21 protein-coding genes are annotated in these 24448 nt (G+C 66.0%); 17 read left to right on the top strand and 4 right to left on the bottom strand.

Features of this window, described 5'->3' with window-relative positions; genetic code table 11:
- Positions 1-266: 266 nt before the first annotated feature.
- The 5 genes from HS053_RS05360 (at position 267) to HS053_RS05380 (ending at position 5330) form a co-directional block, all read left to right on the top strand.
- Complete coding sequence (locus HS053_RS05360) at positions 267-1433, top strand: nucleotide sugar dehydrogenase (RefSeq protein ID WP_174210190.1); 1167 nt, start codon at positions 267-269, stop codon at positions 1431-1433.
- Between the two features lie 2 nt (positions 1434-1435).
- Complete coding sequence (locus HS053_RS05365) at positions 1436-2449, top strand: SDR family NAD(P)-dependent oxidoreductase (RefSeq protein ID WP_174210191.1); 1014 nt, start codon at positions 1436-1438, stop codon at positions 2447-2449.
- A 130-nt stretch (positions 2450-2579) separates the two neighbouring features.
- On the top strand, positions 2580-3356 hold the full coding sequence (locus tag HS053_RS05370) for a hypothetical protein (protein WP_174210192.1): 777 nt from the start codon (positions 2580-2582) through the stop codon (positions 3354-3356).
- Complete coding sequence (locus HS053_RS05375) at positions 3349-4488, top strand: GSCFA domain-containing protein (protein ID WP_174210193.1); 1140 nt, start codon at positions 3349-3351, stop codon at positions 4486-4488. The genes HS053_RS05370 and HS053_RS05375 overlap by 8 nt, the downstream gene beginning before the upstream one ends.
- 80 nt (positions 4489-4568) lie before the next feature.
- Positions 4569-5330, top strand: a complete 762-nt coding sequence (locus tag HS053_RS05380) for a glycosyltransferase family 25 protein (RefSeq protein ID WP_174210194.1) — start codon at positions 4569-4571, stop codon at positions 5328-5330.
- Between the two features lie 3 nt (positions 5331-5333).
- Here the strand turns inward: HS053_RS05380 and HS053_RS05385 are convergent, their stop codons facing one another.
- Positions 5334-6329, bottom strand: coding sequence for a TRAP transporter substrate-binding protein (locus tag HS053_RS05385; RefSeq protein ID WP_174210195.1), 996 nt, complete (start codon positions 6327-6329; stop codon positions 5334-5336).
- A 101-nt stretch (positions 6330-6430) separates the two neighbouring features.
- Here HS053_RS05385 and HS053_RS05390 point away from each other — a divergent pair, with 101 nt between their 5' ends.
- A complete protein-coding gene (locus HS053_RS05390) occupies positions 6431-8437 on the top strand; it encodes an ATP-binding protein (RefSeq protein WP_458358878.1) in 2007 nt (668 codons plus the stop codon).
- Positions 8434-9039 (top strand): response regulator transcription factor, encoded by a 606-nt coding sequence (locus HS053_RS05395; protein WP_174210196.1) that lies wholly within the window; start codon positions 8434-8436, stop codon positions 9037-9039. Before HS053_RS05390 ends, HS053_RS05395 begins: the two co-directional genes overlap by 4 nt.
- A 33-nt stretch (positions 9040-9072) precedes the next feature.
- Here HS053_RS05395 and HS053_RS05400 read toward each other — a convergent pair whose 3' ends face one another.
- The gene (locus tag HS053_RS05400) at positions 9073-10257 is read right to left on the bottom strand and encodes a sialidase family protein (protein WP_206677581.1); all 1185 of its coding nucleotides are present in this window, start codon (positions 10255-10257) and stop codon (positions 9073-9075) included.
- A 306-nt stretch (positions 10258-10563) separates the two neighbouring features.
- Here HS053_RS05400 and HS053_RS05405 point away from each other — a divergent pair, with 306 nt between their 5' ends.
- From HS053_RS05405 to HS053_RS05440, 8 genes are all read left to right on the top strand, one after another.
- Complete coding sequence (locus tag HS053_RS05405; RefSeq protein WP_174210197.1) at positions 10564-12201, top strand: ABC transporter substrate-binding protein; 1638 nt, start codon at positions 10564-10566, stop codon at positions 12199-12201.
- Positions 12202-12280: 79 nt separating this feature from the next.
- Complete coding sequence (locus HS053_RS05410) at positions 12281-13237, top strand: ABC transporter permease (protein ID WP_174210198.1); 957 nt, start codon at positions 12281-12283, stop codon at positions 13235-13237.
- Positions 13237-14187, top strand: coding sequence for an ABC transporter permease (locus HS053_RS05415; protein ID WP_174210199.1), 951 nt, complete (start codon positions 13237-13239; stop codon positions 14185-14187). Before HS053_RS05410 ends, HS053_RS05415 begins: the two co-directional genes overlap by 1 nt.
- Positions 14184-15179, top strand: a complete 996-nt coding sequence (locus tag HS053_RS05420; RefSeq protein WP_174210200.1) for an ABC transporter ATP-binding protein — start codon at positions 14184-14186, stop codon at positions 15177-15179. The genes HS053_RS05415 and HS053_RS05420 overlap by 4 nt, the downstream gene beginning before the upstream one ends.
- The gene (locus HS053_RS05425) at positions 15176-16180 is read left to right on the top strand and encodes an ABC transporter ATP-binding protein (RefSeq protein WP_174210201.1); all 1005 of its coding nucleotides are present in this window, start codon (positions 15176-15178) and stop codon (positions 16178-16180) included. Before HS053_RS05420 ends, HS053_RS05425 begins: the two co-directional genes overlap by 4 nt.
- A complete protein-coding gene (gene pdxA, locus HS053_RS05430; RefSeq protein ID WP_174210202.1) occupies positions 16177-17139 on the top strand; it encodes a 4-hydroxythreonine-4-phosphate dehydrogenase PdxA in 963 nt (320 codons plus the stop codon). The genes HS053_RS05425 and pdxA overlap by 4 nt, the downstream gene beginning before the upstream one ends.
- A complete protein-coding gene (locus tag HS053_RS05435; RefSeq protein ID WP_174210203.1) occupies positions 17136-18059 on the top strand; it encodes a dihydrodipicolinate synthase family protein in 924 nt (307 codons plus the stop codon). The genes pdxA and HS053_RS05435 overlap by 4 nt, the downstream gene beginning before the upstream one ends.
- On the top strand, positions 18059-19183 hold the full coding sequence (locus tag HS053_RS05440; protein WP_174210204.1) for an iron-containing alcohol dehydrogenase: 1125 nt from the start codon (positions 18059-18061) through the stop codon (positions 19181-19183). The genes HS053_RS05435 and HS053_RS05440 overlap by 1 nt, the downstream gene beginning before the upstream one ends.
- Positions 19184-19213: 30 nt before the next feature.
- Here HS053_RS05440 and HS053_RS05445 read toward each other — a convergent pair whose 3' ends face one another.
- Both HS053_RS05445 and HS053_RS05450 read right to left on the bottom strand, forming a co-directional pair.
- The gene (locus HS053_RS05445; protein ID WP_241699759.1) at positions 19214-19975 is read right to left on the bottom strand and encodes a FadR/GntR family transcriptional regulator; all 762 of its coding nucleotides are present in this window, start codon (positions 19973-19975) and stop codon (positions 19214-19216) included.
- Entirely contained in the window at positions 19972-21063 is a 1092-nt protein-coding gene (locus HS053_RS05450) for a four-carbon acid sugar kinase family protein (RefSeq protein WP_174210205.1), read from the bottom strand. Before HS053_RS05450 ends, HS053_RS05445 begins: the two co-directional genes overlap by 4 nt.
- Positions 21064-21135: 72 nt before the next feature.
- On the opposite strand from HS053_RS05450, the gene HS053_RS05455 reads away from it, so the two are divergent.
- Both HS053_RS05455 and katG read left to right on the top strand, forming a co-directional pair.
- Complete coding sequence (locus tag HS053_RS05455; RefSeq protein WP_174210206.1) at positions 21136-22035, top strand: DMT family transporter; 900 nt, start codon at positions 21136-21138, stop codon at positions 22033-22035.
- Between the two features lie 139 nt (positions 22036-22174).
- Complete coding sequence (katG, locus tag HS053_RS05460) at positions 22175-24403, top strand: catalase/peroxidase HPI (protein WP_174210207.1); 2229 nt, start codon at positions 22175-22177, stop codon at positions 24401-24403.
- Positions 24404-24448 lie beyond the last annotated feature (45 nt).

Raw genomic sequence — 24448 nt, forward strand, 5'->3', positions numbered from 1 at the left:
GCCGCCCCGGCCCTGCCGGGCCCTTTGGCTCTGTCTGCCATCTGCGGCAGGGCAAGTCCACCTTGGGGGCGGCACAGGCGGAATTCCCGACCCCGGCACACCGCGTTCTGCCCATCAAAGGGCAATCTGCCTGCCCCAAGGCGGGCAATCGCTTTGCTGCAGGTGCAAAACCCGCCGCCCGCGAAGATCAGCATTTGCCTTTCTTCCCCCAGATGCGCCATATCGGGCCTGATCGCAGCAGATCGGAAGTGCCGGAGCATTTGAACATGAAGATTGCCGTCGCAGGTTTGGGATATGTGGGTCTGTCCAACGCAGTGCTGCTGTCGCAGCACCATCCCGTGGTTGCCGTGGACATTACGGCCGAACGGGTGGCAATGGTGAATGCCGGAAAATGCCCCATCGTGGATGCCGAGCTGGAAAGCTATCTCGCCCGCGGCGGGCTGCATCTGACGGCTACAACCGATGGCCCCGCCGCATGGCGCGATGCCGATTTCGTCATTGTGGCCACGCCGACCAACTATGACCCGCAAAGCAACTATTTCGACACCTCCAGCGTCGAGACGGTCATCCGGCAGGTGATCGCGGTCAACCGTCAGGCGACCATCGTGATCAAATCCACCATTCCGGTCGGCTATGTGGCGCATATCCGCGCCGAGCTGGCCACCGATCAGGTGATCTTCAGCCCCGAGTTCCTGCGCGAGGGCAAGGCGCTGCATGACAACCTCTACCCCTCGCGCATCATCGTGGGCGAACAGTCCGAACGCGCCCGGCGCTTTGCCGACCTGCTGCTGGAAGGGGCGATCAAGAAGGATGTCGAGGTGCTGTTCACCGACCCGTCCGAGGCCGAGGCGATCAAGCTTTTCGCCAATACCTTCCTTGCCATGCGCGTCGCCTTCTTCAACGAGCTGGACAGCTATGCCCTGTCGCGTGGCCTTGAAAGCCGTCAGATCATCGACGGGGTCTGCCTTGATCCGCGGATCGGCGGGCATTACAACAACCCGTCCTTCGGCTATGGCGGTTATTGCCTGCCCAAGGATACCAAGCAGCTTCTGGCGAATTACTCGGAAGTGCCGCAGAACCTGATTGCGGCCATCGTCGATGCCAACCGCACCCGCAAGGATTACCTCGCCCAGCAGATCATCGCCAAGGCGCCCAAGGTGGTGGGGGTCTACCGGCTGGTGATGAAGGCCGGATCGGACAACTTCCGCCAAAGCTCGATCCAGGGCATCATGAAGCGGATCAAGGCCAAGGGCATCGAGGTGGTGGTCTATGAACCCGCGCTGGCCGAAGACAGTTTCTTTGGCTCGCGGGTCGAGCGGGATGCGGCGGCCTTCAAGGCCACCTGCGACCTGATTATCGCCAACCGCCGCACCCCCGATCTGGACGATGTGGCAGATAAGGTCTTTACCCGGGATCTGTTTGGAGCCGATTGAGAATGCGCACCGCCCTTGTCACCGGATCGGCCGGATTCATCGGGTTCCACCTGTGCCAGCGGCTGCTGGCGGATGGCTTTCGCGTGGTCGGCATCGACAATCTGTCGGATTACTACGATGTCGCCCTGAAAGAGCGCCGTCAGGCCATGCTCTTGCAATCACCCGCATTTTCGGTGGTCAATGACGATGTGCAGACGCCGGGCCGCCTGATGGCCCTGTTCGCCGAACACCGCCCCGATGTGGTGGTGCATCTGGCGGCACAGGCAGGCGTGCGCTATTCCATCGAGAACCCGCGCAGCTATCTGGACAGCAACATCACCGGCACGTTCGAGCTGCTGGAGGCCGCCCGCGCCTGGCCGCCCGCGCATATGCTGCTCGCGTCCACCTCTTCGGCCTTTGGTGCCAATACCAAGATGCCCTATGCCGAAACCGACCGCGCCGACCATCAGATGTCCTTCTATGCCGCGACCAAGAAGGCGAATGAAGGCATGGCGCACAGCTATGCCCATCTCTTCGATCTGCCGGTGACGATGTTCCGGTTCTTTACCGTCTATGGCCCCTGGGGGCGGCCGGACATGGCGCTGTTCAAATTCACCAAGGCGATTTTGGCCGGGGAACCGATTGACGTCTACAACTATGGCGACATGAAGCGCGACTTCACCTATGTCACCGATCTGGTCGAGGCGATCCGTCTTCTGATCGACACCCCGCCGCAGCGCCCGGCTGATGGCATCGTGCCCGAAGGCGACAGCCTGTCGCCGGTGGCACCGTGGCGTGTGGTTAACATCGGCAATTCCGATGCGGTGCAACTGACCGATTTCATCGCCGCCATCGAAGAGGCAACCGGCCTGACCGCCACCCGCAACCTGATGCCGATGCAGGCGGGCGATGTGCCCGCGACATGGGCCAATGCCGACCTTTTGCGCAAACTGACCGGCTATAGCCCGCGCACCGATGTGCGCGAAGGTGTGCGGGCCTTTGTGGACTGGTATCGGGACTATTACCGCACGAACTGAGCGCCCGGGTGCGGCGGGCTCGCCCCTTGTCAAGCTGCGGCAAGGGTGGTTACCTCAATTCGGCAGGCAGCGCAGCGGTTTGCGCCGGGCATTCCGGCGCCCGACGGGGCGGTGCAAAAGGGGTAAGTCGGTGCCAAGCAATGTCGTGGTTTTCGGGCACAGCCATGTCTGGTCGTTTCGCCGGGCCATCGGCCTTGGCATTCCGCAGACCGAAGGGTTCACCTTCGAGGCCCCGCTTTGCGGCACCAAGGAAATGCCCGGCCCGATCGTGCTGCGCGATCTGCGCGGGCGGCCGCAACTGACCGCCACGCTGGCGGCGCTGCTGTTGCGGGGGGCAAGTGCCCCGAACCTTGAGGACACCTGGCTGCTGAGTGCGGTGCAGGGCAATCATTACAACCAGATGGGCATGTTGTCGCCTGACGGGCCCTTCGACTTCGTTCTGGAGGAACGGCAGGATCTGGCCGGGCTGCCCGGGGCGGCCATGCTGCCCACGGCGGCGGTCCGGGCCGCGCTGCGCGACACGATGGACGAAATCCCCGATTATCTGAAGGTCTTGGGCAAATGGCGCCCGCCGGCGCGCACCCTTATCGCCGGGCCACCGCCACCCGGCGAAAGCGAGGCCCCCCTCATCGAGGCGCAGGCCAGCCTTGCCACCCGCCATCCGGTGACCGCCGCCCCGGTGCGGCTGAAGCTCTGGCATCTGCAAAACGCGCTTTACCGTGATCTTTGCCGCCAGAACGGCATGATCTTCGTGCCGGGCGATATTGCCGGGACGCAGGACGAGACCGGCTATCTCAAGCCCGAATATGTCAAGGACAGTGTCCATGCCACACATGAATGGGCCATGCTTTACCTGCAGAAAGTGGCAGGCGTGATCCGCGCCCGCAAGGAGGGCCGCAATGTCTGAACCCGGCAAGGCGGTTCCCTGCCCCTACAAAAGCCTGCCCGGCCATGCCTATTGGCGCCGCGGCGTGTCTGCGGTGGCGCCCGATCAGATCGACCCGGTGGTCGCCCCCCGCTTTACCATCACCGCCGCCGACAAGGTGGCCACCGCCGGAAGCTGCTTTGCCCAGCATATCGCGCGGTATATCCGCAACGGCGGCGGCAGCTATTTCGTGACCGAACCGGGCCATCCCATTCTGGGGGCCGAACGGCTGGCGGAATACAATTACGGCACCTTCTCGGCCCGTTTCGGCAATCTTTATACCGTGCGCCAGTTGCTGCAAATGCTGCAACGGGCCTATGGGCTGCGCACCCCGCTGGACGATGTCTGGATTGAGCGGGACGGCAGCCTGACCGACCCGTTCCGCCCCTTCATCCAGCCCGGCGGTTTTGCCTGCGCCGCCGAGTTCGCCGCCGACCGGGCACAGCATTACGCCGCCATCCGCCGCATGGTCGAAGAGTCGGATGTCTTCGTCTTCACCCTTGGCCTGACCGAAGCCTGGGAGAATGCGCAGGATGGCACGGTCTATGCCATCTGCCCCGGCTGCGGCGCGGGAACCCACCATGAGGGCGAAAGCCGCTTTCACAACTTTTCGGTGACCGAAGTGACCGAAGACCTGCATCAGGTCGTGGCCTTCCTGCGCGCCCGCAATCCGGCGCTGCGGGTATTGCTGACCGTCTCGCCTGTGCCGCTGATCGCCACCTTCTCGGGTCAGCATGTGCTTGCGGCCACCACCTATTCCAAATCGGTGCTGCGGGTCGCGGCGCAGATGATGACAGATACATATGATTTCGTTGACTATTTCCCGTCATACGAAATCATCACCGCCGCCTTTTCGCGCGGGGCCTATTTCGCCGAAGACCTGCGCGAGGTTGAAGAGATCGGCGTTGCCCATGCGATGCGCACCTTCTTCCGGCATTACTGCACCGGCTTCGCTCCGGCGGACACCACCGCCCCCTCCCCACCCCCGGCCCCTGCCCCCTCCGCTGCGGCCAAACCGGAAAGCGTCTCGTCCCGCCTCAGCAGCGTGATCTGCGACGAAGAGCGGCTGATTGACGCTGTGGAAGAGAAGCCACGCGGCACCGTCAAAGGGTGATTGCAACTTCCGCGCCGCACGGGCAGAACGGGAGAGTAAATTGTTGACGGTTTTGTGCCAGTCACGCTGAGGGAGGCGACATGAACGCAAAGGTCGAGCGGGGAGCCGTCGTCGTTGTCAATCTGGATTCCGATGGCGACAGGCTGGCGCGGCTGACACCCGACCCGGCCCTGCAGGACATGCGCTTCATCCGTGTCTCGGCCATCCGCGGCGCCTCGATCGCGCGGGCGGTGGCGGGTTTCATCCCCGGCGCCGACACCTCGCGCCCCGGCACGCTGGGCTGCTTTCTCAGCCATGTGCGCGCCTGGGAGACCATTCTGGACGAGGGGCTGGACGGCGCGATCATTCTGGAAGACGACGTGATCCTTGTCCGCCCGCTGGCCGAATGCCATGCGCTGGCCAAGGCGCAGGGCGTCGATATGGTGTTCGTGAACAACCGCATGGCGCTGACCCAACCTTCGGACGAGGCGCAGGCCGACAATGAGGGGTTTTGCAGCGTGGTTGATGCCATTCTGGCGCGCAAGGATCTGAACCTGCTCGCCTGTGGTTTTGACGGCTATTACCTCAGCCGCGAAGGCGCGCGCCGCCTGATCGAGGTGGTGGCCAGCACCGGCGTCAGCTTTGACGTGGACTGGTTCGGGCTTTATGCCTGTCTGGGCCGCAGCGGCCTGTCGCATATCACCGCCAACCGCACCTTTCACCGCAAGCTGATGCAGATCGGCACCTTCTATGATCTGGCGGCGCCTGTGTTGACATCGGCCGTGCTGAAGGTTGCGGCGGTGCTGCACTCGGGCGTGCCCAGTTCGCGCATCCGCGAGGACAAGGCTGCCGCCCCCACCTGAGCGCTACCCCCCGCTGGCGGCGCGGACGGCAGCCAGCGTTCCGGCGCCGATCCGGTCGGCCATCGCATCCTGCACCGGCAAGAGGGCGGCCATCCATGCGGCCCGCTCCGTCTCGGTCAGTTCGTGAAACTCGGTGGTGCCGGCGGCGCGCATCGCGGCAAGGGCGGCATCATTCTCGCCCTTGGCGATGCTGTTGCCGTAATCCGTCGCCTCGGCCATCGCGCGTTCCAGCGCCGCGCGCAGATCGTCGGGCAACTCGTCCCAGAATTTGCTGTTCACGATCACCGCATAGCCCAGATAGCCGTGGTTCGAGATGGTGGCATAGGGCTGCACCGCGTTCATCCCTTGGGTATACATGTTCGACGGCGTATTCTCGGCCCCATCCACCAGACCGGCCCGAAGCGCCTGTTCCACCTCGGAAAACGCCATGACCTGCGGCACGGCCCCCAAGGCTGCCATCTGCGCTTCCAGCACGCGCGATGCCTGAATCCGCATCCTCAGCCCGCGGAAATCGGCGGGCATCCGCAAGGGGCGGTTGGCCGACATGATCTTGAATCCATTGTCCCAATAGGCCAGCCCGGTGATGCCCTTGTCCTCAAGCCGGGCCAAAAGGTCTTTGCCGACCGGCCCCATGGTGACGGCATGCAGCGCCTGATAGTCGCGGAAGATGAAGGGCAGGTCGAACACCTCGAAATCGGGCACGCCCAGCGGGCCGAACTTGGCGAGTGAGGGGGCAAGCATCTGCACCGCGCCCAATTGCAGCGCTTCAAGCTCTTCCTTGTCCTTGTAAAGCTGGCTGTTGGGGAAGACCTGCACATCGACCGCCCCATCGGTATAGCGTTCGGCAAGTTCCTCGAACCGGGCGGCGGCCTTGCCCTTGGGGGTATCGGGCGCCACGACATGGCTGAACTTGATCACAACCGGCTGCCCGAGCGCGGGCAAGGCCAAAAGGCCCGCAACGATCGCCGCCAGCACGGCCACCCGGTTTCCCACCCGCATTCCCGCTTCCTCCCGCCCTGCCCCTTCGGGCGGATTACATCCTTGATTGCAAGCTGTCACGCGCTGTCGCTAAGGTGACCGGCAGAGCGGGGGCGGGGCGTGTGACAGACCGTATAACAGACGGGGCACAGGACAACAGGGCGCAGCCGGGGACCGATCCCTGGACTGCCGAAGCCCCGCCGGGCGTCCGGCGGATCGACCTTCTGTCGCTTCTGCCGCTTGTGTCCATCGTGGCCCTTCTGGGGCTGGTCGTGGCGCTGGTCTGGCTGATCAACCGTTCCGATGTTGAACGGGTGCGCACCAAGCTGGCCACCGATGCGCTTTGGGTGGAACAGACCCTGCGCTTTCAGCTTTCGGTGGACGAAGACATGCTGGTGCGGCTGGCGCAAGAGGGGCTTGGCGGCACCGCCCCCGACCTTCTGGAAACCCGCGCCCGCTTGCACATCGCTGCCAACCCCGAGGTGCTGTCGGTGATCTGGTATGATGCGGCGGGCGCCACCGTTCATGCGGTTCCCGGGCGGGGCGCGCCGGCGGACCGCAGCCTTGTCGGCCTGTTGCAGGGTGCGCGCGTGGTCTCGACCCGCCCGGTTTATGGCCAGATCAGCGGCGACACCGTGACCTTTGCCATGCGCCCCAGCGACGATGGCGGCGTGGTGACGGTGACCATCGCCCTGCCGCTGCTGCTGGAACGCCATATCCCCTGGTGGATCGCCGAGCAATATTCGGTGCAGCTTCTGGCCGCCGATGGCAGCACGCTGGCCGAACGGGCCAGCCGCCCGCCCGCCCCCGGCACGCAGGCCCATTTGATCAGCTTCGATCCGCCACTGCGCGGCACCGTTTTGCGGATCGCGCCCTATGCCCCTTCGGCTGCCTTTGCCAACACCCTGATCTTGGTCGCTATTGCCGGGCTGGCGGGATTTTCGATTCTTGCGCTCTTTGCGCTTTACCGCAACGCCAACCGCCGCCGTCAGGCCGAGGCGCGGTTGCAGGGCGAAATCGCCTTTCGCCGCAGCATGGAAGACAGCCTGACGGTGGGATTGCGCGCCAAGGACCATGCCGGGCGCATCCTTTACGTCAATTCCGCCTTCTGCAATCTGGTCGGCTGGCCCGCCGGGGTCCTGATCGGCCATGCGCCGCCGATGCCCTATTGGGCGCCCGACCAGATGGAGGAAACCCTTGCCCGCCAGCAGGCGCTGGCCCGGGGCGGGGCGCGGCCGCAATCCTTCGAATCGCGTTTTCGCCACCGCGACGGGCGCGAGATCGAGGTGCAGGTTTATGAGGCGCCGCTGATTGACGCCAAGGGCGTGCATCGCGGCTGGATGGGGTCTGTCATCGACATTACCGAAGCCAAGGCCGCCGCCCGCCGCGCCCGCGCGCAGGATGAAAACCTTGCCCGCACTGGGCGGCTGGTGACCTTGGGCGAAATGGCCTCGTCGCTGGCGCATGAGCTGAACCAGCCGCTTTCGGCCATTGCCAGCTATGCCGCGGGCGGGCTCAACCTGATGCAGCAGGGCCGGGGTGACCCTGCGCTTCTGACCGGCGCGCTGGAAAAGATGCAGGTGCAGGCGCGGCGGGCGGGCCAGATCATCCGCGGCATTCAGAGTTTCGTGAAAAAGCACGAACCCCGCTTTGCTGCCGTGGCGCTTGAAGATGTGGTGCAGGAAACGCTGGGCTTCATCGCCGCCGATGCCCGCGAAAACCGGGTGCAGCTTGAAGCCGACCTCGCCCCGGTGGCGCCGGTGCAGGCCGACCGCATTCTTCTGGAACAGGTGCTGATCAACCTGATCCGCAACGGGATCGAGGCGATGCCGCAGACCCGCCGCCATGGCGATCAACTGACCGTCACCCTGCGCCCTGCCGAGGCGGGTGGCGCTGTGATCGAAGTGGCCGATCAGGGTGTCGGCATCGCGCCCGAGGTGGACGGCCATCTGTTCGACGCCTTCACCTCGACCAAAGCCGAAGGCATGGGGATGGGGCTGAACATCTGCCGCTCGATTGTCGAACTGCATCGCGGGCAGTTGACCCACCGACCCCGCCCCGGCGGCGGCACCATCTTCACCGTATCCCTGCCCGCCCCCGACGACCCACAGGAAGGCGCCGCCGCATGACCGAAAGCCCCACCGGAACCGTCCATATTGTTGATGATGAGGAAACAATCCGCGACGCGCTGGAGTTCCTTTTCGCCTCGCGCGGGATCACCGCCCGCGGCTGGCCCTCGGGCGAGGCGTTTCTGGCCGCCCAGCCGCTTGCCGATTGCGCCTGCATCATCCTTGACGTGCGGATGGGGGGGCTATCGGGGCCGGAAGTGTTCGACCGGCTGCGCGCCGGCGGCGATGTGGCGCCGGTGATCTTTCTGACCGGCCATGCCGATGTGCCGGTGGCGGTGCAGACGCTCAAGGCCGGGGCCTTTGACTTTGTGGAAAAACCCTTCAACGACAATCAGATCGTGGACCTTGCCCTGCGCGCCATCGCCGCCCATGCCGAGGCGCGCAAGATTTCGGGCGCAAGGCGCGATGTCGAGCGGCGCCTGGCATCGCTTTCCGCCCGCGAGGCCGAGGTGATGGCCCTGATGTTGCAGGGCCAGTTGAACAAGCAGATCGGCGACAGCCTTGGCATCGCCATGCGCACGGTCGAGGCCCATCGCAGCCGGGTCATGGCCAAGATGGGCGCACGCAACATCGCCGAACTGGCGGGAATCCTGCGGGGGTAAAACCTGTCTGGTCCGATCTGAACCGGACAGGCTTCAGCGCCGGGTGATCCCCGTCAGACGGACATATTTGATCGCCCGGCGGTGATAGGTATAGGCGATGTGCAGCGCGCCATCCGGCCCCTGCAGGATGGACGGATAGGAATATTCGCGGTTCAGCCCCTCGGCCGAATTGTTGCTCAGGCAATAGCCGCTGCCGGTCTCCAGATCGCGGCGCAGCGGAAAGGTGGCGCCATTGTTCCACGACATCGCCAGCGTCATCGGCGCGCGCGGCACGCCCCAGATGGCACCGCCCGTTCCCTGCGGCGCCTCACCGGCCTCATCCTCGATCTCGTCATAAAGCGAGGCGCGGCGCTGATCCGACATACCGGCATTGACCGGGTTCAGCACCATCGCCACCCGGCCATCGGCCAACCGCACCGCCTGCACCGACGAATTGTTGTTGGGCAGCGGCGTGGGCTGCGGCGCGCTCCACGTCAGGCCGCCATCGGTGGACAGGCTGCGCTGCACGGCATCGGCGAAGCGGTGACGGTAGAAGGCGGGCATCACCCCATCCTGCGGCGGCAGCGGGTTCATATGAACAGCGCCCAGACTGTCCGGCACCTCGACCGCCTGCCAGCTCTCGCCCTGATCGCGCGACACCAGCACGACAGCGGTATCCAGCGCCCCGGTCCAGCGCCCCTCAGGCGGGGTCACGCAGCGGAAACCCGGCAACAGCCATTCGCCCGCCGGGCCGATCTGCGGCGGCTGGCGCACGAAGACGCCGCGGAAATCGCCCAGCCGCTGCGACGGGCCAAAGCTGCGCCCGCCATCGGCGGAACAGCGGCTGAAAATCTCGCATTCATCCTGCCGTCCGCCGGGCTGCGAGGTGTGGAACAGCCAGACCGCACCCCCCGGCGCCACGAACAGCACCGGGTTCTGCTCCGAACGGTCCGCCGCATCGGTCAGCCGCATGGCCGCGCTCCAGCGGTCCGCCCCCGGCTCCAGCCGCGACATCCAGACCGAGATATCACCCATCCCCTCCATCGTGCCACCGAACCAGACACAGGCCAGCGCGCCATCCGGCAGCAGGCACAGATTCGCCGCGTGATTCTGGATGCAGGGCGAGGGCAGCATCGCCTCGGTCCGGTCGCTCTCATGGGCATGGGGGCGCAGCAAGCCATCCATGTAAGTGCTGATTTCTTCAGCGGAAAACTCACGGGCGGGCATGGGTGCTGGCATGACGACAGGCTTTCATCTCATAGCTGCGGGGAACAGGTGTGCAGGAAATCTGCGACATGACAGCACAACTTGTCAAGACATGTAAATTGGCAGGAGATAAGGCGAATCTAGAGTTAGATAACTGATATCACTATATTAAATATAAATCACCTCACAGGCAAGCGCAACAAATCCCGCGAAATTCTTCGCCTATAAATAACAAGTTGACATCTTGCTGCGAAAGCTGTTCGTTTATGTGCAGCAGGAACGTCACCTCGGAGGGCCGCAAACAGCGGCGTGGCGTCCGCTTCATCTGGGAGGAAGAACATGAAGGTTCGCAACACGCCGCAAGGCGCCGTCACCCGGCGCGCCGCGCTGCAACTGGGTCTGGGCTCGATCGTCGCCGCCACCGCATTCGGCGCGGGCGCCCGCATCGTCATCGCGCAAGAGGGTCAGGTGCTGAAGGCCATCAACCCGGCCTTCTCGCAGGACTGGTCGCCCCTGCGCGGCGGCGGGGTGCCGTTCCGCTGGAACTCGGTCTGGAACGCCAGCGCGATGTATTTCAACGAAAAGGGCGAGATTCAGCCCTATGTCCTGACCGAGTGGACCCCCTCGGCGGATTTCGCAAGCTGGACCTTCAAGGTGAACCCGGCCGCCACCTTTGCCGATGGCAGCCCGATCACCGCCGCCGATGTCAAGGGAAGCTGGGAACTCTCGGCGATGCCCGCCACCAAGAACCAGCGCGTTGATCAGGTTCTGGGCAATGTCGCGGGCTACGCCGCCGTCAAGGATGGCGCGGGCACCGATATTTCCGGCATCGTCGCCGGTGAGGATGGCACGCTGACCGTAACGCTGACCGGGCCGGACCCGATCTTCTTCCAGCGGCTGGCCAACCATATCGCGCCTGTCGTCAAAGTCTCGGTCGCGCGCGGCGCCGATGGCAACGAGGTGCCGGATTTCTTCATGGCCGCCAATGGCGCCACCTCGGGGCCGTTCATGCTCGACTCGGCCAATCTCGACACGGGCGAGCTGGTCTGGCTGCCCAACCCCAATTTCTTCGGCACCAAGCCGGTGCTGGCGCGGATCGAACTGACCGCCGTCGAAGACAACGTGACGGCGACGCAGATGCTGGCCTCGGGCGAGTATCAGGCGCATACCGAACTGGTCACCTCGACCATCGCGCAGGACCTTGGCGCGGAATTTGCGGCAGGCCCGGAAATCCCCACCAGCCAGCATTTCTGGTTCAACGCCGCCCGCGCCCCGATGGACGACCCCAAGGTGCGCGAGGCGCTGATCCTGGCCGTGGACCGCGAGGGGCTGATCAAGGCCAGCTTCCCCGATGGCCCGCACAAGAAAACCGACATGGTGATCAACGCCGTGCCGGGCGCCGATGACGCCGCTTTCGTGCCCTTCCCGCATGACCCCGAGCGCGCCAAGGCGCTGCTGGCGGAATCGACCTATGGCGGGCCGGACAAGCTGCCGAAGCTGCTCTTCGTCGGCATCTCCTCTCCCGCGAACGAGGCGGCGGCGCAGTATATCGCCGAACAGTGGCGCCAGCATCTGGGCATCACCGCCGTCGATATGAAGCCGCAGCAAGACCAATATGCCGGCCCCGACCAGAACGCGGTGCAGATCTTCCGCGACGACGTGGGCACCCGGGTTCCCGATGCAGCCTCGTATCTGAACGGCTCGATCGGTTCGGGTTCGGGCAATGCGCAGGGCAAGATGGGCGGTTACAAGAACGACAAGGTGGATGCGCTGATCGCCGAAGCCCTGTCGAAGCCGTCGGATGACGCGGCCCGCGTGGCCCTTGCGCAAGAGGCGCAGCGGCTGTTCCGCGACGACTACATGTTCATCCCGTGGTATAAGCAGACGATGAGCCGCTGGGCCAATGCCAATGTCGCAGGCATGGAAAAGAACCTTGACTGGCAGATCGTGGCGCCCTGGGCCATCTCGATCGCCTGATCCTGCACTGAAACGCGGCGGGCGGGGCCCAAGGCCCTGCCCGTTTTCACTTCTGCCCTTCTGACCCGGTGGATGCGCCATGCTGGCCTATGTTCTGCGACGGCTTTTGCTGTGGATACCTTCTGTCATTCTGGTGATGCTGGGGGTCTATGCGCTGGCCTTTTACGGCGCCGGTGACCCGATCAAGCTGATCTTCCTGCGTGCGCCGGGCGATGTGGCCTATGACCCGTCCAAGATCGAGGCGATCCGCGATCAGGCCGGGCTGAACCGGCCCTTCCTTGTGCAGTTCGGCAGTTACATGCTGAACCTTGTGCAGGGCAATTTCGGCAATTCGCTGACCTCGGGCCGCTCGGTCTGGGGCATGGTTTCGGCGGCGGCGCCGGTCTCGCTGATGCTGGGGCTTTGCGCCATCGTGGTCACCGCCGTGGTGGCGATCCCCTTGGGCATGATTGCCGGCATGAACCAGAACAGCCGGCTGGACTACACGATCCTTGGCACCGCCGTCACGCTCTGGGCCATTCCGGCCTATGTGGCGGGGCCGCTTCTGATGGTCATTCTGCTGGTCTTCCTGCCCAAAGGGTCCGTCCCCTACGGCTGGGGCGGGGTGTTCAGCGTCAAGATCATCCTGCCGCTGATCGTGCTGTCGTTCCAGCCGATCGCCCTGATCCTGCGCCAGACCCGCGCCGCCGTGATCGAGGTGATGAACGAAGATTACGTCCGCACCGCCCGCGCCAAAGGCGTGCCCGAGCATGTGGTGGCGCTGCGCCATATCCTGCGCCCGGTGCTGACGCCCGTGGTCACCCAACTGGGGCTGATCATGATCACCATCGTCAACGGCGCCATCTTTGTCGAACTGGTCTTCGGTCTTCCGGGGCTGGGGCGGCTGACGGTTTCGGCGCTGACCAATTCGGATTTCCCGGTGATCCTTGCGATCACCCTGATCGGGTCTTTCCTTGTCATGGCTTCGAACCTGCTTGTCGATCTGCTCTATCCCCTGCTTGACCCGCGCGCCGCCGATCAGAAGGAGGCTCGCTGATGTCGAGTGTGACCACCCAAATCGAAGACGAACGCCCCTCGTCGCTGTGGCGCGATGCGTGGAAGCGGCTGCGGCGCAACAAGCTGGCGCTGACGGGGCTTGGCGTGATTGCCGTGCTGGTGATCTTTGCCGCCTTTGGCCCCTGGCTCACGCCCTATGATTTCCTGTCGCAGAACCTGGATGCCCGCAACCTCGCCCCCTCGCTGTCGCATCCCTTCGGGACCGATGATCTGGGCCGCGATGTTGCCAGCCGGGTGATCTACGGCGCGCGGACGGCTTTTCTGGTGGCGGTGCTGGTCACGGCCATCGCGCTGGCCATCGGGGTGCTGCTGGGCGCCATCGCCGGGTTTTACGGCGGCACTTTCGACAAGGTGCTGATGTGGGTGACCGACATGACCATGTCGGTGCCGCAACTCCTCCTTGTGGTGGTGATCAATGCCAGCCTGAAGCAGCCGATCACGCTGTGGATGGAAGCCCGCTATCTGGCAACCATGAACCCGATCTGGCGTAACGGGGCCATCATCGACTTTGCGCTGGTCTTCGGCTCCATGGCGATCATCTCGTGGCCGCCCTATGCCCGGCTGGTGCGCGCGCAGGTGCTGTCGATCCGCAACCGGCCCTATGTGACGGCGGCCCGCGCGCTGGGGCTGACCAACCGGCTGATCCTGATGCGCTATGTGCTGCCCAATGCGATGGGGGCGCTGATCGTGGCGGTTTCCGCCGGGCTTGGCACGGCGATGGTGCTGGAAAGCGCCTTCTCTTTCCTCGGCGTCGGGGTCAACCCGCCCACGCCAAGCTGGGGCAACATGATTTCCGACGGGCTGCGGGTCTGGACCAATTACCCCCACCTTCTGGTGGCGCCTGCCGCCGTGCTGGCGGTGGTGACGGTGGCCTTCAACTTCCTTGGCGACGGTCTGAACGACGCGCTTAACCCGAAGGGGCAGAAATGACCGCGCTTCTGGACATCAAGGGGCTGACCATCGACATCGCCCGCGACACCGGCCCGGCAAGGGTGGTGGATGGCATCGACCTGGTGGTGAACGAGGGCGAAAGCCTGGGCATCGTCGGCGAGTCGGGCTGCGGCAAAAGCCTGACCATGCTGTCGCTGGTGGGCCTCTTGCCGAACCGGATCAAGGCCACCGGCGGCACGGCGCAATTCGGCGGGGCGGACCTGCTCAAGATGTCGCCGCGTGAACTTCGCAAGCTGCGCGGGGCCGAGATCGGCTTTATCTTTCAAGACCCGATGACCAGCCTGAACCCGGTGATGCGGATCGGCGACCAGATCGCCGAGGCGCTGATCTATCAGACCGGCATGGCGAAACCCGCCGCCCTGACCCGCGCCGGGGAATTGCTGGAACTGGTCGGCATCCCCTCGCCCCGCGACCGGCTGATGTCCTATCCGCATGAGCTTTCGGGCGGGATGCGGCAACGGGTGATGATCGCCATCGGCCTTGCCGGCTCGCCGCGCCTTCTGATCGCGGATGAGCCGACAACGGCGCTGGACGTGACCATTCAGGCCCAGATCGTCGATCTGGTGCGCGAACTGAAAGACCGGCTGAACATGGCGGTGGTCTGGATCACCCATGACCTTGCGCTGATCGCCGGGCTGGCTGACCGGATCGCGGTGCTTTACGCCGGAACCGTGGTCGAGGATGCGCCGGTCTCCACCATCTTCGAAAAGCCCAGCCACCCCTATACCCGGGGGTTGCTCGGCTCTCTCCCCACCCTCACCGATCAGCCGATGTCGCGCCTGCCGTCCATCGGCGGCACCCCGCCCGAGCCGGGCCGCCGCCCGCCGGGCTGCCCCTTTGCGCCGCGCTGCGCGCTGGCGATTGCCGCCTGTTCCGCCGCCGTGCCGCGCCTGACGGCGGTTCCCGGCAGCGACCCGCGCCACCGCGTCGCCTGCATCGTCACCACTGGCCAAAGCGAGGCCGCCGCATGAACGCCCCTCTCATCACCATCGAAAACCTGAAGAAGCGCTTCGACATCCGCATGGGCGCCTTTGGCGAAAAGGCGGCCTCGGTTCACGCGCTGGACGATTTCACCGCCGATATCATCGAGGGCGAGACTTTTTCGCTGGTGGGCGAATCCGGTTGCGGCAAATCCACCACCGGCTTTTGCATCCTGAACCTGCAACGGCCCAGCGGCGGGCGGGTGATCTACAAGGGCACCGACCTTGCCACGCTGGACGAAGACGGGATGCGCCCCTTCCGCCGCGATTTGCAGATCGTGTTTCAAGACCCCTACTCCACCCTCAACCCCCGCATGACGATTGGCGAGGCGCTGTCGGAACCGATCCTGTTCCATGGCCTTGCCACCAAGGCCGAACTTCCCGCCCGGCTGACCCGGCTTCTGGCCGATGTCGGCCTGTCGCAACGCTTCGCCAGCCGTTACCCGCATGAGCTTTCGGGCGGGCAGCGCCAGCGCGTGGCCATCGCCCGGGCGCTGGCCTGCGAGCCGCGCTTCATCGTCTGTGACGAGGCGATTTCGGCGCTGGATGTCTCGGTTCAGGCGCAGATCCTGAACCTGCTTCTGGACCTGCAAGAGAAATACAAGCTGACCTACCTTTTCATCGCGCATGACCTTGCCGTGGTCCGCCATATCAGCGACCGGGTCGGGGTGATGTATCTGGGCCGTCTGGCGGAACTGGCCCCGGCGCAGGCGCTGTTCGCCACGCCGCTGCACCCCTATACCCGCGCGCTCCTGTCGGCGGTGCCCGAGGCGAACCCCCATGCGGCGCAGACCCGGCAACGGTTGCAGGGTGAGGTGCCGAGCCCGCTGAACCCGCCCTCCGGCTGCCGGTTCCATACCCGCTGCCCGCTGGCGCGCGACACCTGCCGCGCCACGGTTCCGCCGCTGCGCGAGGTGGCCCCGGGCCACCGCGTTGCCTGTCACGCCGTCACCTCGGCCACCACCACCAACTGGGAGCCCGTATCGGCATGACCAAACCCCTTCTCGGCATCACCATGGGCGACCCTGCGGGCGTCGGGCCGGAAATCATCGTCAAGTCGCTGGCCGCCATGGATGCGGGCGCGCGGGCTGGCATCCGGGTTTATGGCCACCGGGGCAGCCTTGCCGCCGCCGAAGCCGTGCTGCAAACCGGGCTGGACCTCACCACGCTCGACATCCACCACACCGAGATTCCGGGCGCCCTGCCCGCCTTTGGCACCCTTGATCCGCGCTGCGGCGAGGCGTGTTTCCGCTTCATCGAAGCCGCCGTGAAGGGCGCGCAGGCGGGGGAAATCGGCTGCATCGTGACCGCCCCCATCAACAAGGCGGCACTCAATGCCGCCGGGCATCATTATGACGGCCATACCGGAATGCTCGCCTCGCTCACCGGGTCGAAATCCTCATGGATGCTCTTGGCGTCCGAGCGGCTGAACGTAATCCATGTCTCCACCCATGTCTCGCTGCGCGATGCCATCGGGCGGGCCACGGTGGAGCGGGTTCTGGCCACCATCCGGCAGGGCCATGCGCATTTCCGCCGCCTTGGCGTGGAAAACCCGCGCATCGCGGTGGCGGGGATCAACCCGCATTGCGGCGAAGGTGGGTTGTTCGGCACCGAGGATGATACTTTCCTTGCCCCCGCCGTCGCACAGGCGCAGGCCGAGGGCATCAACGTTCAGGGCCCGATTTCCGCCGATACCGTCTATCACCGCGCCTATAACGGCGCCTTCGATCTGGTGATCGCGCAGTATCACGACCAAGGCCATATCCCGATCAAGCTGGTGGCCTTCGATACTGCCGTGAACGTCTCGGTCGGGCTGCCGATTGACCGCTGCTCGGTCGATCACGGCACCGCTTTTGACATCGCGGGCAAGGGCATCGCCAACAACACCAACCTGAACCACGCGCTGGCCTATGGCGCGCAACTGGTCGCACATCCGAAGGTGCCTGCATGAACTTTCCCGTTTCCGGCGTCTTCTGCGCCTCTGCCACCCCGGTGAACGCCGACCTTTCCCCCAACCTGCCCGCCTTCACCGCGCATTGCCGCTGGCTGATCGACGAAGGTTGCTCCGGCATCGCCCTCTTGGGCACCACGGGCGAGGCGAATTCCTTCTCCTCCTCTGAACGCAAAGGGATCGTCGAGGCCGCGCTGGCCACAGGTATCCGGGGCGACCAACTGATGCCCGGAACCGGGCTGGCCAATATCCCCGAAACGGTGGAGCTGACACGCCACGCGCTGTCGGTGGGGGTGAACCGCGTCGTGATGCTGCCGCCCTTCTACTACAAGGGCGTCAGCGACGAGGGGCTTTATGCCGCCTATTCCCGCATCATCGAAGGGGTGGGCGACAACCGGCTTCAGGTGATCCTTTACCACATTCCCCAGATGTCGGGCCTGCCGATCAGCCTTGACCTGATCGAACGGCTGCGCGCCGCCTTCCCGCAGATCGTGGTGGGCATCAAGGATTCCGCAGGCAAGCTGGACAATATGCAGGCGATGATCGAACGCTTCCCCGGTTTCGCCGTGCTGGCCGGGGCCGACCCCCTACTTCTGCCACTGATGCAGATGGGCGGCGCGGGCTGTATCACCGCCACCTCGAACATCGTGGCGCGCGATCTGGCAACGGTGTTCCGCGGCGCCAATGACCCCTCGCAGGCCGAGGCGGTCGCCCGCGCGCAGGACCGCATCAACGCCTGGCGCAACCTGTCGAATTCCTACGTCCAGATCCCCACGATCAAGGCCATGGTCGCCCATCTGCACGGCGATGCCGGCTGGACCCGCACCCGCCCGCCGCTGGTGCCGCTGACCCCTGCCGAACTGGCCGAACTGGCCCCGCAACTCGCGGCGCTGACCGCCCCCACCGCCGGAGCCCTGTGATGAGCGATCATGCCCGCCCCCTCCGCCTCTATCAGCCGCGCCGGTTCGACTATGGCGCCGGGTCCGCCGCCGCCGTGGGCGAATGGGCGGCGGCAGAGGGATTTTCCCGCATTCTGGTGCTCACGCAAAAGGTGGTGGCACCGCTGATCGACCGGCTGCACCTGCCCGGCCAGATCACCGTCTTTGACGGGGTGGAACCCGAGCCCGACACCGCCAACCTTGCCGCAGCGCTTGAGGCCGCCCGCGCAGCGGCCCCCGATCTGGTGGTGGGCTTCGGCGGCGGTTCGGTGATGGATCTGGCCAAGCTGGTGACGGTGCTGCGCGGCGGGCAGGTGCTGTCCGAGGTGATCGGGCCGAACAAGGTTTCAGGCCGCCAGAACGCGCTGGCACTGGTGCCCACCACCGCAGGCACCGGGTCCGAGGCGGGCATCCGGGCGCTGGTCACCGATGCAGCCACGCTGAACAAGGTGGCGGTCGAAAGCCCGCATCTGATGGCCGACATGGTGGCCCTCGACCCCGACCTGACGATGAGCGTGCCGCCCGCGGTGACCGCCGCCACCGGCATTGATGCCATGGCCCATTGCGTCGAAGCCTTCACCAACCGCAAGGCGCATCCGCTGATCGACAATTATGCAAGGCTGGGCTTCGGCCTTGTGGCGAAATACCTGCCGCGCGCCGTGGCTGATGGCGGCGATGCCGAGGCGCGGGCGGCGCTGCTGCTCGCGGCCTATTACGGCGGCATCTGCCTTGGCCCGGTGAACACGGCGGCGGGCCATGCGCTGGCCTATCCCTTAGGCACGCGGCTGAAACTGCCGCATGGGCTGGCCAATGCGGTGATCTTCCCGCATGTGCTGGCCTTCAATCAGCCGGTGGCCGGGGCGAAGACGGCGGAAATCGCAGGCGCGCTGGGGCTGCGGTCCGACAGTGCCGCGGCGCTGCTGGAAGATGCCGCGCGCTGGTGCGCCGGGTTGGGGGTGGAGATGCGGCTTTCGGCGCTTGGCGCGCAAGAGGCCGACCTGCCGCTCTGGGCCAGCGAAGCCCATGCCATCCGCCGCCTGATGGACAACAACCCGCGCGACATGAGCGTGGGTGAGGTGCTGGACATCTACAGCGCCGCGTTCTGAACCCGGCAAGGGGGCGGCCAGAGCCGCCCCTCAGCGCCGCGAGGACAGGTCCAGAAGCCGCCCCTCGAACAGCCGGTCGCGCGAGCCGGTGACATGGCGCAGCATGGTTTCGCGCGCCACCTCCGCCTCGCCCCGGCGGATCGCCCGAAAGATCGCGTCATGCTCTTCCAGCACGTGGTCCAGCCCGCCGCGCACGGTCTGCAAGGACAGGCCGTGAAACTTCATCCCCACCGCGATATGTTCCTTCAAGGCCCGCATCGAGGTTTCGAAATACTGGTTGTTCGCCGCCGCCGTGATCGACAGGTGAAAGCCGAAATCGGCATCCTCGCGGTGGTTGCGCCGCTCGGTCGCGTCGCGCATCACCTGCAGGCAGGTCTCGATCTCGGCCAGATCGGCCTCGCCGCGGCGGCTGGCGGCAAAAGCGGCGGCCGCCGGTTCGATCGTCAGCCGGAATTCATAGCAACGTTGCAGGTCGGCGATGGTTTCCAGCGGCTGAAAGGCCAGCGGCTTGGGCGCCACCGGGGCCGAAATGAAGCTGCCCGCCCCCTGCCGCGACACGATCAGCCCCTCATCGCGCAGCCGTTTCAGCGCGGCGCGGATCACCGGGCGCGACACTTCGAACCGCTCGGCCAGCGCATTTTCGCCCGGCAGCCGTTCGTCGGCACCATATTCGCCATTGGCGATGGCGCGGCGGATACGGTCATGCACCACATCGGCCAAGAGCATGGAGCGGGGGCGGTCCGCCGCTTCGGCCCCGCGCCCCGCCAGATCGGTCAGCTCTCGGTTCATCATTCCTGCCCCGTATCCTGTGGCGTCTCTTGCGGCATCAGCCGGACCAGCGCATCTGTCGCGCCGAAACCACCCGATTTGGTTACAATAAGCGGTGCATCGGGAAAATCCAGCGGGCGGGACAGGGCCAGCCCCTCGGCCACCTCGCCCAGAAGGTGCAATGCCTGCACGCCCATCGCCGCCAGCACCGCCGAAGCCGTCTCGCCCCCGGTCAGCAAAAGGGCGGCCCGGCCCGGCAGATGGTCGCGGCAAAAGGCAGCGGCAAGGCGGGCGGAAACCGTGGCACCATCGGCGCCCGGACCGGGCACCGCCAGCAACAGCGTGTCGCCCCGGCCGGCAAAGGGCGGCGCCGCGCCATCCGGCGCCGGGGTAACGGCCAGCCCGGGCCGCGCGGCCCGCAGCGCCGCCACCTGCGCCAGCGTGATCGGATCGCGCGACCCCACGGCCAGCGCCACCGGGCCGGGCAGGCGCGGCTGGGGTGGCACCACCACCCCGCCGCCCAGCCGCCGCGCAAGGGCGGCGGCAAGGCCCCGCGCCCCGGCCAGAACCGTGCCGGGCTCTGCCGTCATGACAGCCCGGTCAAGGTCGGCATCCGAAACCGCATCCGGCGCGGTGACGGCCGGCCCGCTGGCCGCCACGACCGGCGCCAGCGGGATGGGCTCTGCCACGCCAAAGCCCGCGACCGCGCCGCCCCGCACCACCCGCCCCATCGCCGGGATCGCCGGGCAAAGCAGCGCGCGTCCCGCCCCGCGTGCCGCGGCCACCGCCGTCAGTTCCGCCGCCACATGGCCCTTGAGCCGCGAGTCAATTTTCTTGAACAGCCACTCCGCCCCGGCAAGCTGCCGCGCCGCCGCCGTTGCCCGCGCCGCCGCCTCGGCCTCTGTCCCCTCGCGGCTGCCCAGCGAGACGGCCACCACCGGCAGCCCCTCGGCCATCGCCCGCGCCAGCCCCTCTGGCCCGGTCGCAACAGCCGCCGCCAGACCCTGCGCAACAAAGGGCGCTGCGGCATCCAGCGCGCCGGTCAGGTCATCGGCAATCAGGGCAATGCGGATCGGCGGCATGGGCAACAGGCTTTCCTTGCGGGCTGCCATCAGCTAACACCGCAACATGTAAAGTTGCAACGCATTTGTAATATCGCAATCCCGTCCGCACCCGGAGCGCCCATGACCCAACCGCAAAGCCTTATCCTGCGTGGCATCGCGCTCAAACTGGCGTCGGTGCTGCTGTTCGTGGCGATGCAGGCGCTGATCAAGCAAACCGCGGCCCGCGTGCCCCCGGGCGAGGCGATGGCCTTCCGCTCGGCCTTTGCCATTCCGGTGATCCTGCTCTGGCTGGTCTGGCAGCGCGAGTTCCGGCTGGGCCTGCGCCCGGCGGCCCCCTTTGGCCATCTGTGGCGCGGGGTGATGGGCGGGGTTTCCATGGGGTTGGGATTTGCCGGGCTTGGCTATCTGCCGCTGCCCGAGGTGACGGCCATCGGCTATGCCGCGCCCTTGCTGACGGTGATCTTCGCCGCGATGTTTCTGGATGAAAAGGTGCCGCTCGCGCGCGGTCTGGCGGTGCTGGCGGGGTTCGGCGGCGTGCTTCTGGTGCTGACACCACGGCTCTCGGTCGGCGTGGACGGGCCCGAGGCGCTGGCCCACGCGCTGGGGGCGATGCTGGTTCTGGGCAGCGCGGTCTTTGCCGCACTTGCACAGGTCTTTGTCCGCAAGCTTCTGGGCAGCGACCGCACGCCGGTTATCGTCTTCTGGTTCTCGGTCACCTCGCTGGCGCTGTCGCTGGTCACCCTGCCCTTCGGCTGGGTGGTGCCCGGGCCGGGCGATGCGCTGGCGCTGGTGCTGGCCGGGGTGGTCGGGGGGGCGGCCCAGATTCTGCTGACCACCAGCTATCGCCATGCCGATGCCTCGGTCGTGGCGCCCTTCGACTATGCCTCGATGCTGGTGGCGCTGCTGGTGGGCTTTTTCGTCTTCCAAGAGGCACCCGGTCCGATGGTGCTTGCCGGGGCCGCCGTGATTTCGGCAGCGGGTCTTGCCGTGATCTGGCAAGAGCATCGCCGTCCCAAATGATAAGGGCGCCTTATCGCCTGCATCAGAAAATGCAACTTAAACCAATTGCGACGCTATGTTAGAAGGATTCCAGACTGACCGCGCCGCAGCCGGAATCGGTTGCCCCGGCGTGATGACAGCGCCCTTGAAGGAGAGCCCCATGGACGGAAACACCGCAGCCGGCAAATGCCCGGTGATGCACGGCACCAACCCCAGCGTGACCTTTGCGGGCCGCTCCAACCGCGACTGGTGGCCGAACCAGTTGAACCTGCGCGTGCTGCATCAGCACAGCCCGGCAGGCAATCCGATGGGCGCGGGCTTCAGCTATGCCGAGGCGTTCAAGGGGCTTGATCTGGCCGCCGTCAAGGCCGACCTGACCGCGCTGATGACCGACAGCCAGCCGTGGTGGCCGGCCGATTGGGGCCATTACGGCGGCCTCTTCATCCGCATGGCCTGGCACTCGGCGGGCACCTACCGCACCGGCGACGGGCGCGGCGGCGCCTCGACCGGCACGCAGCGCTTTGCGCCGCTGAACTCGTGGCCGGACAACGTGAACCTCGACAAGGCCCGCCGCCTGCTCTGGCCGATCAAGCAGAAATACGGCAATGCCCTGTCCTGGGCCGACCTGATGATCCTTGCGGGCAACGTCGCGCTGGAATCGATGGGCTTCAAGACCTTCGGCTTTGGCGGCGGCCGTGCCGATGTCTGGGAACCGGAAGAGGATATCTACTGGGGGTCCGAGGACAAATGGCTGATCGCCAGCAACGATCCGGCCAATACCGCCAGCCGCTATTCCGGCGAGCGTGATCTGGAAAACCCGCTGGCTGCGGTGCAGATGGGCCTGATCTATGTGAACCCCGAAGGCCCCGACGGCACGCCCGATCCGGTGGCTTCGGGCCGCGACATCCGCGAGACCTTTGGCCGCATGGCGATGGATGATGCCGAGACCGTGGCGCTGGTCGCCGGCGGCCACACCTTCGGCAAGGCCCATGGCGCGGGCGACCCCGCCCTTGTCGGCGCCGATCCCGAAGGCGCCCCGATCGAGCAGATGGGTCTGGGCTGGGCCAACAGCTTTGGCACCGGCCACGGCATCCACACCACTTCGTCGGGCATCGAAGGCGCCTGGAAACCCAACCCGACCAAATGGGACATGGGCTATCTGCGGGTGCTGTTCCAGTATGAATGGGAACTGACGCGCAGCCCCTCGGGCGCGCAAATCTGGCTGTCTCGCGATACGGCACCTGAAGACATGATCCCCGATGCGCATGATCCCTCGATCACCCATCGCCCGATGATGACGACCGCCGATCTCGCCATGCGGTTTGACCCGATCTATGGCCCGATCGCCCGGCGCTATCTGGAAGACCCGGCCCTCTTTGCCGATGCCTTCGCCCGGGCGTGGTTCAAGCTGACCCACCGCGACATGGGGCCGAAGGCGCTGTATCTCGGCCCGGAAGTGCCCGCCGAAGACCTGATCTGGCAAGATCCGGTTCCGGCGCGCGACCATGCGCTGATCGACGCCGCCGATATCGCGGCGCTCAAGGCCGAAGTGCTGGCCTCGGGCCTGTCGGTCTCCGAACTGGTCTCGACCGCATGGGCCTCGGCCTCGACCTTCCGGGGTTCGGACAAGCGCGGCGGCGCCAATGGCGCCCGTATCCGCCTTGCGCCGCAAAAGGATTGGGCGGTGAACCAGCCCGCGCAACTGGCCCGCGTTCTGGCGGTGCTGGAAGGCATCAAGGCCGGGTTCGACGCCAAGGCGGCGGGCGGCAAGAAGGTCTCGCTGGCCGATCTGATCGTGCTGGGCGGCTCGGCCGCGGTGGAAGCCGCCGCCAAGGCCGCCGGTTATGCGGTTGAGGTGCCCTTTGCCCCCGGCCGCACCGATGCCACGCAAGAGCAGACCGACGCCGCAAGCTTTGCAGCGCTTGAGCCGCAGGCTGACGGCTTCCGCAACTGGCAGCCCAAGGACTATGCCACTTCGGCCGAAGCGATGCTGGTGGACCGCGCGCAGCTTCTGACCCTCAGCGCGCCGGAAATGACCGTGCTGGTCGGCGGCCTGCGGGTGCTGGGCGCCAATGCCGATGGCAGCAGCCATGGCGTCTTCACCAGCCGCAAGGGCCAGCTCACCACCGATTTCTTTGCGAAACTGGTGGATATGGGCACCGTCTGGCGCCCGGTTCCCGATGCGCCCGGCCTTTATGAGGGCCGCGACCGCGCCACCGGCGCCGTGACGGCAACCGGCACGCGGGTTGATCTGGTCTTCGGCTCGAACTCGCAATTGCGCGCGCTGGCCGAGGTCTATGCCCAGAACGACGGCACGGCCAAGTTCGTGACCGATTTCGTCACCGCCTGGACCAAGGTGATGAACCTCGACCGTTTCGATCTGGTCTGAGGCATCTTCAGACCAACCAAGACCCCCGGCGTTCCGCGCCGGGGG

This window comes from Tabrizicola fusiformis, assembly GCF_013328815.1.
In the GTDB taxonomy this organism is placed as follows: Bacteria; Pseudomonadota; Alphaproteobacteria; order Rhodobacterales; family Rhodobacteraceae; genus Fuscibacter.